This window comes from Sodalis sp. dw_96, from assembly GCF_018449575.1.
Lineage (GTDB): Bacteria > Pseudomonadota > Gammaproteobacteria > Enterobacterales > Enterobacteriaceae > Acerihabitans.
Genome location: NZ_JAAVUT010000023.1, coordinates 32223 through 46342 on the forward strand (window position 1 = coordinate 32223; position 14120 = coordinate 46342).

Annotated in this window: 11 protein-coding genes; 4 read left to right on the forward strand and 7 right to left on the reverse strand. The window is 56.2% G+C overall.

Annotated elements, in window-relative coordinates; all coding sequences use genetic code 11:
• Positions 1–111: 111 nt before the first annotated feature.
• The 7 genes from HB631_RS22940 to HB631_RS22970 all read right to left on the reverse strand — a co-directional run bounded on the left by HB631_RS22940 (position 112) and on the right by HB631_RS22970 (position 8909).
• On the reverse strand, positions 112–2088 hold the full coding sequence (locus HB631_RS22940; protein ID WP_213993497.1) for a CocE/NonD family hydrolase: 1977 nt from the start codon (positions 2086–2088) through the stop codon (positions 112–114).
• A gap of 25 nt (positions 2089–2113) precedes the next feature.
• Positions 2114–3382 carry an MFS transporter gene (locus HB631_RS22945; RefSeq protein ID WP_213993498.1) on the reverse strand — a complete coding sequence of 423 codons (1269 nt, stop codon included), beginning with the start codon at positions 3380–3382 and terminating at the stop codon, positions 2114–2116.
• A gap of 102 nt (positions 3383–3484) precedes the next feature.
• Complete coding sequence (locus HB631_RS22950) at positions 3485–5062, reverse strand: ABC transporter substrate-binding protein (RefSeq protein ID WP_213993499.1); 1578 nt, start codon at positions 5060–5062, stop codon at positions 3485–3487.
• Positions 5063–5073: 11 nt separating this feature from the next.
• A complete protein-coding gene (locus HB631_RS22955) occupies positions 5074–6084 on the reverse strand; it encodes an ABC transporter ATP-binding protein (protein ID WP_213993500.1) in 1011 nt (336 codons plus the stop codon).
• Positions 6077–7045, reverse strand: coding sequence for an ABC transporter ATP-binding protein (locus HB631_RS22960; protein WP_213993501.1), 969 nt, complete (start codon positions 7043–7045; stop codon positions 6077–6079). The genes HB631_RS22955 and HB631_RS22960 overlap by 8 nt, the downstream gene beginning before the upstream one ends.
• The gene (locus tag HB631_RS22965; protein ID WP_213993502.1) at positions 7045–7962 is read right to left on the reverse strand and encodes an ABC transporter permease; all 918 of its coding nucleotides are present in this window, start codon (positions 7960–7962) and stop codon (positions 7045–7047) included. Before HB631_RS22965 ends, HB631_RS22960 begins: the two co-directional genes overlap by 1 nt.
• Before the next feature lie 2 nt (positions 7963–7964).
• On the reverse strand, positions 7965–8909 hold the full coding sequence (locus tag HB631_RS22970) for an ABC transporter permease (RefSeq protein ID WP_213993503.1): 945 nt from the start codon (positions 8907–8909) through the stop codon (positions 7965–7967).
• A gap of 913 nt (positions 8910–9822) precedes the next feature.
• Here HB631_RS22970 and HB631_RS22975 point away from each other — a divergent pair.
• The 4 genes from HB631_RS22975 to spoT all read left to right on the forward strand — a co-directional run bounded on the left by HB631_RS22975 (position 9823) and on the right by spoT (position 14071).
• Complete coding sequence (locus HB631_RS22975; RefSeq protein WP_213993504.1) at positions 9823–10245, forward strand: winged helix DNA-binding protein; 423 nt, start codon at positions 9823–9825, stop codon at positions 10243–10245.
• A gap of 749 nt (positions 10246–10994) precedes the next feature.
• Positions 10995–11618 carry a guanylate kinase gene (gmk, locus tag HB631_RS22980; protein WP_213993505.1) on the forward strand — a complete coding sequence of 208 codons (624 nt, stop codon included), beginning with the start codon at positions 10995–10997 and terminating at the stop codon, positions 11616–11618.
• 54 nt (positions 11619–11672) lie between these two features.
• A complete protein-coding gene (rpoZ, locus tag HB631_RS22985) occupies positions 11673–11948 on the forward strand; it encodes a DNA-directed RNA polymerase subunit omega (protein WP_132924177.1) in 276 nt (91 codons plus the stop codon).
• 20 nt (positions 11949–11968) lie between these two features.
• Positions 11969–14071: a bifunctional GTP diphosphokinase/guanosine-3',5'-bis pyrophosphate 3'-pyrophosphohydrolase gene (spoT, locus tag HB631_RS22990; protein WP_213993506.1), complete on the forward strand. Its 2103-nt coding sequence runs from the start codon at positions 11969–11971 to the stop codon at positions 14069–14071.
• Positions 14072–14120 lie beyond the last annotated feature (49 nt).

The window sequence follows — 14120 nt, forward strand, 5'->3', positions numbered from 1 at the left end:
CATCTTTCAAACTGCAGCTGCGTTGACTGCGTTACTCGGCTCATCCATGAGCCTCGCCCCTTTGGGGCCGCTGCAAGCAGCGTTCAAATCTGCTCCCGGCAGATTTGTCATTCACCCCGGAAATCGATGCTCCCACTGGCGTTGGAAAACCTCCCGATCGTTTTCCCAGGCGCTGTAGCTTGAGTGCAAAACCAGGCCGCCGTCTTGCCATGCAAGGCGGCTTTCGCTGCGCAGCTCGATATGCCAGCCGGGACGCTGATAGCGCTGCAGGCGTTCGGCTTGCCAGCGGGCCGTCTGGGCGGTGGCGCCGATTTCATACACCTCATGGCCTTCGCTGTCGAAACTCAATTCGCCGATGCGGGTTTTCTGCCGCCGGGCATCCATTGTCAACCGGTGGATATTGCTGCCTGCATCCCAACTGACGCGGCGGGTGGTGACTTCCGGGGCCATGACCTGGTGATCCAGCGCCGGTGCAGAACGTGGAAGACCAAAAGCATCCGGCTTATCCGGCAGGTTTTCGGTCCGCAGCGGCAGCCGGAACCTACCGGTGGCAGGGGCTATCCGCACCGGTCCCTGGCCGGGTTCGGCCCAGACCATCGGCCAGTATGCCGTCGAGAGTGCCAATCGGATCCTGCAGCCGGCGGAGAACCGGTAGGCGACGCCTTTAAGGGATAGCTCCACCGGGAAAGTCTGGCCGGCGGGCACATCCGGTCGTGTCAGACGGTGAATACCGAAGGTCACCCGTGCCGAACGGCCGTGGGCATCCACTTCGTTTAGGCGCAAAATCAACATGGCCGATGGGGTTTCAAACGCGATATCCACCGTCAAATCGGCCTTGCCGCACAGGATAAGCGGCGAATTCAGCACCGGCGTATCGAAACACACCGACAGTCCGTCGTCGGCGCGCTGATCTCCTTGGAACTCAGGAGCATTGCCGCCGCCGTCAAGGGGACACCACTCGCCGCCCATGGCGCCGCAGTGCGCCGGAGTATCAATCAGCAGTGGTTCTGCCACGGCGACAGATGCGTCGATTAACACACCGTCCCCCAGATAAAAATCATGCCTGGCGCTGGTAGCCGGCCATTGGGGCGCGGTAATCCAATGGCCGCCAAGCGTCAGCGACGAGGGGTCGGGACGCAGTTGCTCTCCCTGCCATAAATGCAGCATCGGTTCATCCATGATGCCGGTTTGCTCGCCCAACAGCCAGTGCCGCCAAAAGCGCAGGCACTCCCCGAGAAAATCTATCGCCGGACCGGGGGTGCCCCAGTTTGGGTAAATATGGGTCCAGGGGCCGATAAGCCCTTTGCGCGGCACGGCAAGGTGCTCCATCAAGCGCAAAATGGCGTCGGAATAACCGTCGGTCCAGCCCCCTACCGCATACACCGCGCATTGAATGTCTTGATAGTTTTCGTTTACCGATCCATGCCGCCAGTAGTCGTCACGTTCCATATGCGCCAGCCAATGAGCCAGCGGCGGCTCCATGGCCTCCAGCCGCGCCAGCCACTGCCGGCGCCAGCTCTCGCCCACATAGGCCGGATCCAGGGGGCGTCCCAGTTGGGTAAATAAGCCGCTGCCCCATTGCAAACCGTCAGTAAGCAGCGCCCCACCCATAAAATGCACGTCGTCTGTGTAACGATCGTCGGTGGAACAGCAGGTGATGATTGCCTTCAGGGCCGGCGGACGCCGGGCGGCGATTTGCAATGCCGCGAACCCACCCCAGGAAATGCCGATCATGCCGACGTTACCGTTGCTCCAGCTTTGCCCGGCAATCCAGGCGATAACCTCCACCGCGTCATCCTGCTCCTGCAACAGGTATTCGTCCCGCAGAAATCCGCCCGAGTTGCCGCTGCCGCGTAAATCGATGCGCATGGCGGCGATACCGTGGGCGGCGAAATAACCGTGGATCATCGAATCCCCCACCGCGGTATTATCCGACTGACGGTACGGAATCCACTCCAGCACCAGCGGCACAGGGTCCGCTCCTTCCGGCAGCCACAGGCGGGCCGTGAGCTGCGTGCCGTCCGACAGGGGTACGGTTATCTGGCGAAACGCAGGTACAACGAGGGTATTATCAATTGTGTCAGACATGGTCGGGCCTCCTGGCGATAGAAAGTCAAGAATTCGGCGGCGATAGCCGGCGCCGGGTACCGAAACGCTCCCAAGCGGCAATACCGGCGACGCCTGCCAAGCAAAGCAGGCCGCCGACGATCATGGTTAACGGCAGTCCCATCATTTCCGCCACTCCGCCGCAGATTATGGCGCCGATGGGAACCGTGCCGATCAGCATCATGGAATAAAACGACATCAGCCTGCCCCGCAAGCGGTCGGGAACCTGGTGCTGTAGCAGCGAGTTCGAGGTCAGATTTTGGGTCAGGATGGCGTAACCGATGGGCGCGGCAATCAGCGCGCTCAGCCAAAACAGATGGGACAGGCCGAGGCAGATTTGCGACACTCCCAGCATCAGCGCCGCCCATAGCGGCCAGGGGCGCATGAATTCGATACTGCTGCTATAGGCCAGGCGTAAAGCAGCCACCAGCGCGCCGATGCCGGTAATGCTCATCAAGATGCCCGATCCGGCCGGACCGCCTTTCAGGACCCGGTCCGCCAGCATCGGCAGGAACGAGAAATAGGGTACGCTGGTGAGGCTGCACAGTCCCACCAGCAGCAAAATGCGCAGGGCATCGGCGTCATGGCGCAGAAAGCGCAGTCCTTCGGCCATTTCCGCCAGCAGGCCACCGGTGCGGACGGTAGGAGGGCGCTGGGGAATACGCATCCCGGCCAGAAAGAGAATCAGCGGCACATAAGACAGGGCAATAAATGCAAAACACCAGCCCTCCCCCAGCTTATCCACCAGCAGGCCGCCCAGGGCGGGGCCGATAAGCCGGGCGCCGTTGAAAATAACCGAGTTGAGCGCCAGGGCATTGCCCAAATCGTTATATTCCACCAAATCCACCACCAGCGATTGCCGCCCCGGCAGATCGAAGGCGCTGATAAGCCCTAGTCCGAGTGCGATAAAAATCGCTATCCGGGCGGTTATCCAATGATTCAAAGTCAAGATCGCCAGCATTGAGACCAGCAGCGTCAGGCCGATTTGCGTGGCCAACACCAATTTGCGGCGATCGCAGCGATCAACGATAACGCCGGTAAACAGCCCGAACAGTAAAATGGGGCCTTGGCTGCAAAACGCCAACAGGCCCAGCATTACCGGCGATGCCACACCGAGGCGCCAAATAAGCCAGCCCAGGGCGATGGTATGAATCCAGTTACCGATAACCGATAACAGTTGACCGCCGAAAAACCGACGGTAATTGGGGTGCCGTAAAGCGCTGCCGGCGGACCGTAAGCTCTTTTTAGGCGCGAGGGGAAGACGGGCAGTACTCAAGGAAGCTCCCACGTTAAACCAGGGGGCGAAACAGCCGCCCCGGGTTTATTTATCTTTTTTCTATTGATGGCCCGCACCGGATCCGGGCCGTAGGGCGAAATATCAGGCGCTTTTTATTTCACTGCTTTTTATTTCACGGAAAAGGGGCCACTGGCCGTCGGGGGTCCAGGCGCCTTTGATGCTGCTGGGCGTCACCCAGGCGTTGCTGCCGTGATAGAGAAAGACATAAGCCCCGGTTTCCTCCAGTTGATCCTGCAGCTTCACATACATGGCGGCCCGCTTGCTCTGGTCCAGCTCATTGGCGGCATCATCGCTCAACTTATCCCAGTCTTTGTCGCAGGTTCTCTGGGTATTCCAGATACCGACCTGCTTACAGGTAAACCAGGCGGTAACCCAACTGGCATCCGGCGCGGTGGTAAAGGTGGTCATCCGCAGCTGTGAGTCCTTCCAGGCGGTTCCTTCGGATTCCTGCCCGGCCGCCACGAAGGCCGCACTGTCCATTTGATTGATTTGCAGCTGAATACCTACTTCCGCCAGCTGCGCCTGGATGACCTGGGCGACGGTGGCGCCGTCGGTGGAGGTGCTTAAGTCCAGCCGCAATTGCAGCTTGGACACGCCGGCTTCCTTCAGCAGACGTTTGGCCGCATCCGGCGAATAGGGATAGATGTTTTTAGTCCTGGCGCCCGGCAAAGGCGGCGGCACCAGGCCGAATGCCGGTTTTACCGCCCCGCCGAAAGCGGCGTCCAAAATGGAGGGCACGTCAATTGCCTGCTGTATAGCGCGACGGACCCGCACATCCTTGAGCAGCGGATGATCAACGTTCATGCCGAGCCAGGTATAGGCCAGCGCCGGTCGCACGGTCAGCGTGGTGCCGGCCACTCCCTGCTGGTATTTGGGTATGGCGCTGATATTGATCTTGGTCATATCCAGATCCCCAGCCTCAAAAGCGATTTGTGCGGTATTCAAATCGCCGATGGGCACCAGTTGTATCTGGTCGTAAAAGCTGTGGGGTCCCGCCCAATTCTCATTGCGCACCAGGGTCAGCCGCTCCCGGGGCTGCCATTCGCCGATGCGATACGGCCCGGAGGACGCAAGGGGATCGGTGGCGATTTTTTTATCCTTCGCCGCTTCCACGGCCTTTTTACAGACAATCAGTCCCGAGGCATGGGGCAAGGTACTGGTAAACAGCGGCGCGAAGGGATGCTTTAAATGAATCAGCCCTTCATAGGCGCCCTTAATCTCTACATGATCGAGGGCCTCCCAGTCGGAGGCATAAATGGCCGCAAGTTTGGGATCGAGGAACCGTTCGAAAGAATATTTCACGTCTTCTGCCGTCATTTCGCCAAAATTACCGGTCCATTTGATGCCCGGTTTAAGCTTGAAATGCACGGTCAGCGGGTCCACCTGTTCCAAGACCTCGGCCGCGTCCAACTGCCATCCCCATTCTGTGCCGGCCTTGTACTGGCATAAGCCGGAATAGACGGCAAACATCACCATTTCATCGTACCAGCCGCTGCGATTGGCGGGATCAAGATTGGTAATATCCTGATCGTTTTGCACGCGCAGGATTTTATTTTTATTATCGGCGGCAAACGCCAGCGTCTGGCCGCCGATGACCAGCGAACTGGACACCCCGGCGGCAAGAATCGCCATGGTTTTGATAAGCTCACGTCTGTTCATAGAGGGGCCTTTCATGAATGCATCTCCTTTAAAATGATGCGGCTTGGCCGGGCCATTTGGGGTTGGTCTGAGATTAACGGGGTGTGACAGGTCACCTGATGTTCCCCTGTAAGCTGCCGCGGCACTGGCGCCACGCTGCGGCAAAGCGCCGTCGCCAGGGGGCAACGGGTGTGAAACTCGCAGCCGTCCGGTCGGCGGGATAACGTGGGCACATCCCCTTGCAATACGCCGGCGCCGGGAAGGTTATGTTTGCTTTTGGCGTTCAGCAGCGCTCGGGTGTAGGGATGCGCCGGCGCGCGGAATATCGCTTCGGTGGGCCCGGTTTCCACAACGCGGCCCAGGTACATGATGGCAATCCGGTCGGTGACATGGCGGGTAATGGCCAGGTTATGGGTAATAATCAGATAACTCATACCCAATTCCCGCTGTAGGGATGTCAACAGATTGAGTAATTCCCCCTGAACCGAGAGATCCAGCCCCGCCGTGGGTTCATCGGCGATAATCAGCTTGGGCCGCAGGGCCAGGGCTCTGGCTACCGCCACCCGGCGCGCCTGGCCGCCGGAAAGTTGGTGAGGATAACGGTCCAGAAACAGCGACGGCAGCCCCACAAGGTCGAGCAACGCCGCCGCCGCGCCGCGGCGCTTGTATTCACGGCCGTTTACCGCAAAAGGTTCGGTGACCAGGTATTCCACGGTCATGCGCGGATCGAGGGCGGCCATCGGGTCCTGGAAAATCAGTCCGGTTTCCCGGCGGATGGCCCGCCATGACAAATCACTGGCATCCAGCGGCTCCCGGCCGTTAACCTGGATACTGCCCTTGGCCACCGGGGCCAAGCCGATCACGGCGCGCCCGAGGGTGGTTTTGCCACTCCCGCTCTCGCCGATAAGACCCAGGGTCTTGCCCGGCGGCACATGCAAACTGACGCCGGCCAGCACATCCACATGCCCGACGGCGCCGGGCATCAAACGGCTCAACAGGGTGCCGGTCTTGTAGCGAACCACTAAATCCTGAATATCAAGCATTGGCATTCACCTTATGACAGCGCACCGTCCGGCCGTTTTCCCCCAGGATGGTTTCCGGCGGCGTCTCGCTGCCGCACGGGGCGAACGCCAGGCCGCAGCGGGGTTGGAACGGACAACCGACGCGGTGGACGCTCGGCATCGGCACCGAACCGGCGATAAACGGCAGCTCGCGGGTTGCTATTTCAATGCGCTCGGGATCGCAGGCTAGCAGCGCCCGGGTGTAGGGATGGGCCGGGGAACCGAAAATTTCGCCGATGGGGCCGGCCTCTACAATCTCTCCCGCATACATCACCGCCACGTTGTCGCAAAGGGCGCTGACCAAATGCAAATCATGGGTCACAAAGATAATGGCGCCGTCCACCAGCTGCCGACTGGCTTTAAGCACTTCCACCACCTGCATTTCGGTGGTGGCGTCCAGCGCGGTAGTGGGCTCGTCGGCAATCAACAGCTCCGGCTCGGTTAACAGCGCCGCCGCGATGGCGATTCGCTGACGTATTCCGCCGCTCAGTTCATGGGGATATTGTTTCAAACGCCCCCGAGGGTCGGAAATACCCACACGTTCGAGCATTTTCACTGCCAAATTCAGCTTGTCGGTTTTCGAGCCGGGCTTATGATGCTGGAAAGCCACCAGTTGTCTGCCGATGGTGACCACCGGATTAAGGGCGGTAAAGGGATCTTGGGAGACCGTGGCGATACCGTTGCCCCGCAGGCGGCGCTTGGCGGATTCGGACAAGGTCAGCAGATCCTGCCCGTGGTAGCGCAATGCACCGGAGGCCCGGGCATTGGGGGGCAGCAGTGTGAGCATTGCCCCCACCAACGTTGATTTACCCGAACCGCTTTCCCCCACCAGCCCCAGCACTTCGCCTTTTTCCACCCGCAGGGAAATATGGCGAACGGCCTTCAGCGGGCCTTTGTCAGACGCATAGGTGACCGACAGGTTGTCGATTTCCAGCAGTGCCATTAGTTATCCCCCCGGGATTGTCTGGCGGTGCGTGGATCCAGCGCATCCCGTAGCGCCTCGCCGAGAAAGGTGAAGCCAAGCGTGGCGATGATGATGGGAATTCCGGCGGCGATAACGATATGCGGCGCCTGGCGGATATAGGAATAACCGTCGTTGAGCACCGTGCCCCAGCTGGCGTCCGGCGGCTGTACACCTTGCCCCAGGAAACTCAGGCCCGACTCAATGGCGATGACCGCCGGGATATCCATCGCCACCAGCACCAGCAGCGTGCCGGTCATATTGGGAATCAAATGACGAAATACCACGCTGACGGGCGAAGCGCCCATGGCGCGCGCGGCGACGATATATTCCATACGTTTGAGCACCCGGGTCTGGCTGCGCACCACCCGAAAATAGCCCGGCACCATAAAAGTAATGATAATCAGGATAATGGTGCTCACGCTGGACCCCACCAGCGTCACCACCGCCAGGGCGAAAAGAATCATCGGAATCGACATCAGCGAATCGCAGAACAACATCAGCAGGGTATCGATCTGCCGCGGGCCGTAACCCGCCAGCAGCCCCAGCACAGCGCCGATAAACAACGCGCCGCCGGTACCCAGAAACGCCACCGTCATCGCGATACGGCTACCGTAGATCAAGCGCGACAATACATCGCGGCCAAGTTGATCGTTGCCCAGCCAATAATCCATGCTCGGTCCCTTAAGACGCAGGGCCGCTTTGATGGCAATGGGATCGTGCGGCGCCAGCCAGGGGGCGAAGATAGCGCACAGCAGCATTGCCGCCACGCAAATCATGGCGAAACGCCCCATCGGACCCGACCAGACGTGCCGCAGCACGCGAAACGGGTCCGGCCGGCCCGCGGCGGTAGCGCTACCGGTGCTCAACGCCGGAGGGGTGGTGGTGGTGAGAGCCATGGTCAAAGCTCCTGCCGCACACGCGGATCCAGAAAAGTGTTGATCAGATCGGCGATGAGATTGGCCAGTACATAACATCCGGAGGTCACCACCACCGTCCCCATCACCACCGGGAAATTGCGGGAGATGACCGAGTCATACGCCAGCTTGCCCAAGCCGGGCCGGGCGAAGACAATCTCGGTTAACACCGCGCCGGAAAGCAGCGAACCAATGCCGACCCCCAATACCGACACCACCGGTACCACCGCGATAGGCAGAGCGTAACGCAGTGCAATCAGCCGATCGCCAATGCCAAAGGCGCGGTAGGTGCGGATATGGTTTTCCTTGAGAACTTCCAGCATCGACGCCCGCACCAGCCGGGATAAATACCCGATCCAGCTCAACGCCACCGTCAGGGAGGGCAATACCAGGGCGTGGAATTGCGAACCGACATCCCCCTGCTGCCCCGCGCCGATAGCCGGAAACCATTTCAGTGTCACCGAGAACACCAGCAGTGCGTAAATCGCCACCACAAAAGCCGGCAGGGCGATGACGCTGGTGGACAGTAGCCCTATCAGCCGGTCAAGCCAGGTATTGGGTCGCAAGGCCGCCCAGCACCCCAGCGGGATGCCGATAATAATGGCCCAGGCAATAGCCGACAGGGCCAGGATGAGAGTATTGGGTAAAGCGCGGGCGATAAGCTGGTTCACCGGCCGATGAGTCAGGACATCCTCGCCCAGATCCCCTGCCGCCACATGAGCGATAAATCGTCCTATTTGCACAATAGCCGGCTGATCCAGGCCCATATGTTCACGCAATGCCTGCTTTTGCGCCTCGCTGGCTCGCGGCCCCAACGCAACCGAAGCCGGATCCCCCGGCACTAAAAACACCAGACAGAATAATAGTGTGATAGCCACCAGCATTACTGAAGCCGCCAGCACCAACCGACGAAGCAGGTAAAAAAACATAAGCGCAGCCTGTTAAAATAGAGCAGCAAACGTAAGCAAGATTGCCAGTGTTTAATCGAAACAAGCGTCACAATTACGACATGATCCATTAGTAATACGACTTATAAGAACTACGTATACATGACCGGTGTTATGATTTATGCGTCCTTTCTGCCGGTTCGCTGTGGGGAGGCTTTATCCTGCCCCGCCGCGTTGAAAATCGCCTAGTCATTCCACAGAACTTTTTAGATTATAATTCATTGATGCCTATACAATAATTCTCCCCTTTCCCCATGCAGATGCACTTCTTATAAAAACATCACAACTTATAAATCAATGTGTTACGTAACAGCTCATGCTCCTCAGCGTGGGAACTTTTTGCAGGCGGCCCTGTATTTATCAAATTTATTTTTTTATTATTTTATAAAATACACCATTACAAAATGTTACTACATCATATTAACACCTTGTAGCCATAATAAAATAAACAATATAAATCAATTAGTTAGCATAAGCATTAGCCATTAATTCAATAATAAATTAGCAGGCTATTGAGTTACCATAAAAGTAATAAAATAAAATAAGATATCACCACCTTAATATTTCAATATGACATCCGTATTTTTCTATTAGTCATGTTTAAAAATAGAAAATATTCCTATAAACTGCGCTGGCAATACGTTACTTATATTGTATGGCGTTCTCTCTGATGCAGAGATAATTAATGATTCCTCTAACGCAACATGCGGAAAAATAGGGCGATCATTTACCGCTCTGGATTGAGATGTGTCAGCCATGAATTTGTTAAAATTATGTATTTAATTTATGAAAAGAGCGGGCGGGTTGATTATTTAGCCCCTCATCCATTCATAACAAACTTTTAACCTGCCATCGCGGCACGTGAATCGCCTTAATTTCACCTAGAGATTATAAAATGGAAAAAGTTAAAGATATTGCCGACACCGTGGAATCTTTATCACGTATCTATCATCGCTTACGAAAAGAAGTGAACGGACAATTGGTTAACGAAGGTCTTTCACTCTCCAAAATGAAGATCCTTCAATTGATAACCCTCGGCAAAACCAGCGCGACGGATATCAAAAACTATATGGGTTTTTCTTCCCGTACCGTGGTTACGGTACTGGACGCCCTTGAGAAGGACCATATGCTGCAACGCCAGCAAAGCCCTACCGACCGGCGGGTGAAGCATGTTTATATCACGGAGAAAGGGCTTGATAAGCTGCGTATTGCCCAGCAAACCCACAGGGTCATTCTGGAGCGTTTGCTTGCCCCCTTATCCGAAACGCAATTGGAAAAACTGGGCGAAATCTGCAATATGCTGGAACTGAGTCAATGATAATTCCCTTTTTTTTCTGCTGAATATAAACTTTATGTAATGATAGATAAGTTGACCTATTACACTTAATAAATTGTGAACATTCTTCATCAATTTTCACGCCCGAATTGATGAGGAAAACTTTCTCGGCGTCCAAACATATAAGCGATGTTTGATATATGCATGTAGATAGTTTTCCCCTGGGGGATCACGTTTGAATAGCGATCAAACATTCAGGAGTGGGGGCGTATCCGCGGAAATTAAGGGTTGCCGGTACGGCCGGCATCCTTTATTAAATTAATTCATTGACCTCATCGGCTAAAAAATCATTTATATTACTTAAAATTTACTTAAGTATAAGCTTCAAGCCGTTACGCTTTTTTATCGGGCGGCATCGCCGGGTAATTTAACTTTCAATAAATTTCCCGGGATTTCATTCCCCGTCCGAGTTGCGCCGGACATGCCGGTGCGGTCGTTGGCACTCCCCCGCTTCAGCGCCATTCCGCCGGTGTCAGCCCCGAGACATTTGGCCGGACCTCATCGTGGGGACAGAACCGGTCCACCCATTAGCGGCGGTACGTTGTAGCGCAAAAGGGCATAAATTCCCCAAACGCAGCAAGGGAGGCTGCATACAGGGCCAATGCCGTGTATAATAACCGCTATGACCCTATATACCCGATAGCTTTCAAGCGGCAGCCAACACAACTGCCGCTTGAAAGCTATCGGGTATATACGCGTCGATTCATTAACCACAGTCGAAAAATCCCAGTATGGTTCAAGGAACGCTTTACATTGTTTCCGCACCCAGCGGCGCGGGAAAATCAAGCCTGATTCAGGCGTTGCTTAAAACACAACCGCTTTACGACACTCAGGTTTCGGTTTCCCATACCACTCGCTCAGTTCGTCCGGGTGAAAAACAGGGTGAACATTACTTTTTTGTTTCCAAGGCGGAATTCGAACGCATGATTGCTGAAGACGCCTTTCTGGAGTATGCCAACGTCTTCGGTAATTATTACGGTACTTCCCGCGAAATGATCGAACAGGTGTTATCCACCGGTGTGGATGTCTTTTTGGATATCGATTGGCAGGGGGCACAGCAAATTCGCATCAGAATGCCCCAGACGCGCAGTATCTTCGTGCTGCCGCCCTCCAGGGAGGAACTGGATCGCCGGCTGCGAGGCCGGGGACAGGACAGCGACGAAATCATCGCACAGCGCATGGCGCAGGCGGTGGCCGAGATGTCCCATTACGCCGAATATGATTACCTCATCGTAAATGATGAATTTAATACGGCACTGATGGATTTGAAAACCATCATCCGTGCCGAACGTCTGCGTCTGAGCCGCCAGAAATTACGGCATGACGCTTTAATCACCAAACTGTTGGCGGACTGAGAGAAGTTTCAGTATGATGCCCAGTCATTTCTTCAACTGTGGAGTAGCTCGCATATGGCACGCGTAACTGTACAAGACGCCGTCGAAAAAATTGGTAACCGTTTTGACCTGGTGCTGGTCGCTGCTCGTCGCGCTCGGCAACTTCAGGTCGGCGGCAAGGACCCCCTGGTTGCGGAAGAAAACGATAAGTTCACCGTTATCGCCCTGCGTGAAATTGAAGAAGGCCTGATTACCAACCAGATCCTCGACTTGCGGGATCGTCAGGAACAGCAGGAGCAGGAAGCCGCAGAAATCCAGGCGGTAACCGCGATTGCCGAAGGCCGTCGCTAACCTCAAACAACGGTTCACAATTGTATCTGTTTGAAAGCCTGAATCTATTGATTCAACGTTACCTGCCTGAGGATCAAATCAAACTCCTGCGGCAGGCGTATCTTGTCGCCCGTGATGCTCACGAGGGTCAGACACGTTCCAGCGGTGAGCCCTACATTACCCACCCGGTCGCCGTGGCATGCATACTGGCCGAAATGCGCCTGGATTATGAGACGCTGATGGCGGCGTTGCTGCATGATGTCATTGAAGATACCCCCGCCACTTACCAGGACATGGAGCAATTGTTCGGTAAAAGCGTGGCGGAGCTGGTGGAAGGGGTCTCCAAGCTCGACAAGCTAAAATTCCGCGACAAGAAAGAAGCCCAGGCGGAAAACTTTCGCAAGATGATCATGGCGATGGTGCAGGATATCCGGGTGGTGCTGATCAAGCTGGCGGACAGGACGCATAATATGCGCACACTGGGTGCCCTGCGCCCCGACAAGCGCCGGCGCATTGCCCGTGAAACGCTGGAAATCTACAGTCCGCTGGCCCATCGTCTCGGGATACACCATCTCAAAACGGAACTAGAGGAACTGGGTTTCGAAGCGCTGTATCCGAACCGCTACCGGGTCATTAAAGAGGTTGTCAAAGCCGCCCGCGGCAACCGCAAAGAGATGATCCAAAAGATACTCGCCGAAATCGAAGGGAGATTGACTGAAGCCGGCATCCCCTGCCGCGTCAGCGGACGGGAAAAACATCTCTATTCCATTTATTGCAAAATGCACCTTAAAGAGCAGCGTTTCCATTCCATTATGGATATCTATGCCTTTAGGGTGATTGTCGGAGAAGTGGACACCTGCTATCGGGTATTGGGACAGATGCACAGCCTGTATAAGCCGCGTCCCGGGCGGGTGAAGGATTATATCGCCATTCCCAAGGCCAACGGATACCAGTCCCTGCATACCTCAATGATTGGCCCCCATGGCGTTCCGGTTGAGGTGCAAATCCGCACCGAAGACATGGACCAAATGGCGGAAATGGGGGTGGCCGCGCACTGGGCTTATAAGGAGCAGGGCGAAAGCGGCACCACGGCCCAGATCCGTGCCCAGCGCTGGATGCAAAGCCTGCTGGAGCTGCAGCAAAGCGCCGGCAGTTCGTTTGAATTTATCGAAAGCGTTAAATCCGATCTGTTCCCGGACGAAATTTATGTGTTCACGCCGGAGGGCCGCATTGTCGAACTGCCGGCCGGGGCCACCCCGGTGGATTTCGCTTACGCGGTGCATACCGATATCGGCCATGCCTGTGTCGGCGCCCGGGTGGACCGGCAGCCTTATCCCCTTTCCCAAGCCCTGACCAGCGGCCAGGCGGTGGAAATCATCACCGCTCCCGGCGCGCGCCCCAATGCGGCGTGGCTCAACTTTGTGGTCAGTTCCAAGGCCCGGGCCAAAATTCGCCAAATGCTGAAAAACCTCAAGCGCGACGACTCCGTCAGTCTGGGCCGCAGATTACTGAATCACGCCCTGGGAGGCAGCCGCAAGCTGGCGGAAGTGCCGCCGGAAAATATTCAGCGAGAGCTGGATCGGATGAAACTTTCTTCCCTTGACGACCTGCTGGCGGAAATCGGCCTGGGCAATGCCATGAGCGTGGTGATCGCCCGCAATCTCCAGGGCGATCAGTCCAATATGGTGCAGCCCGGTCCGAAGACCTTGCCCATCAAGGGGGCCGACGGCGTGTTGATTACCTTCGCCAAATGCTGCCGCCCCATCCCCGGGGATCCGATTATCGCCCACGTCAGTCCCGGCAAAGGTCTGGTGGTGCACCATGAATCCTGCCGGAATATCCGCGGTTATCAGAAAGACGCGGAAAAATTCATGGCGGTGGAGTGGCAACTGGATACCGAGCAGGAATTTATTGCCGAAATCAAAGTGGACATGTTTAATCATCAGGGAGTACTGGCCAATCTGACCGCGGCCATTAACGCCGCCGATTCCAACATCCAGAGCCTGAATACCGAAGAAAAAGACGGCCGGGTCTATAGCGCATTCATCCGTCTTACCACCCGCGACCGCGTCCATCTGGCCAATATCATGCGCAAAATACGCGTCATGCCGGATGTTATTAAGGTGACGCGCAATCGGAATTAAGCTCCGCGCCAGACCCGGGGAGCCGCGGCCATCGGGCCTCCTCCCGGGT

Bases quoted from the DNA above. Each gene is read 5' to 3' on its own strand.
- HB631_RS22940 (WP_213993497.1), bottom strand. From the start codon at position 2,088: ATGTCTGACACAATTGATAATACCCTCGTTGTACCTGCGTTTCGCCAG.
- HB631_RS22950 (WP_213993499.1), bottom strand. From the start codon at position 5,062: ATGAACAGACGTGAGCTTATCAAAACCATGGCGATTCTTGCCGCCGGG.
- HB631_RS22955 (WP_213993500.1), bottom strand. From the start codon at position 6,084: ATGCTTGATATTCAGGATTTAGTGGTTCGCTACAAGACCGGCACCCTG.
- HB631_RS22960 (WP_213993501.1), bottom strand. From the start codon at position 7,045: ATGGCACTGCTGGAAATCGACAACCTGTCGGTCACCTATGCGTCTGAC.
- HB631_RS22965 (WP_213993502.1), bottom strand. From the start codon at position 7,962: ATGGCTCTCACCACCACCACCCCTCCGGCGTTGAGCACCGGTAGCGCT.
- HB631_RS22970 (WP_213993503.1), bottom strand. From the start codon at position 8,909: ATGTTTTTTTACCTGCTTCGTCGGTTGGTGCTGGCGGCTTCAGTAATG.
- HB631_RS22975 (WP_213993504.1), top strand. From the start codon at position 9,823: ATGGAAAAAGTTAAAGATATTGCCGACACCGTGGAATCTTTATCACGT.
- gmk (WP_213993505.1), top strand. From the start codon at position 10,995: ATGGTTCAAGGAACGCTTTACATTGTTTCCGCACCCAGCGGCGCGGGA.
- rpoZ (WP_132924177.1), top strand. From the start codon at position 11,673: ATGGCACGCGTAACTGTACAAGACGCCGTCGAAAAAATTGGTAACCGT.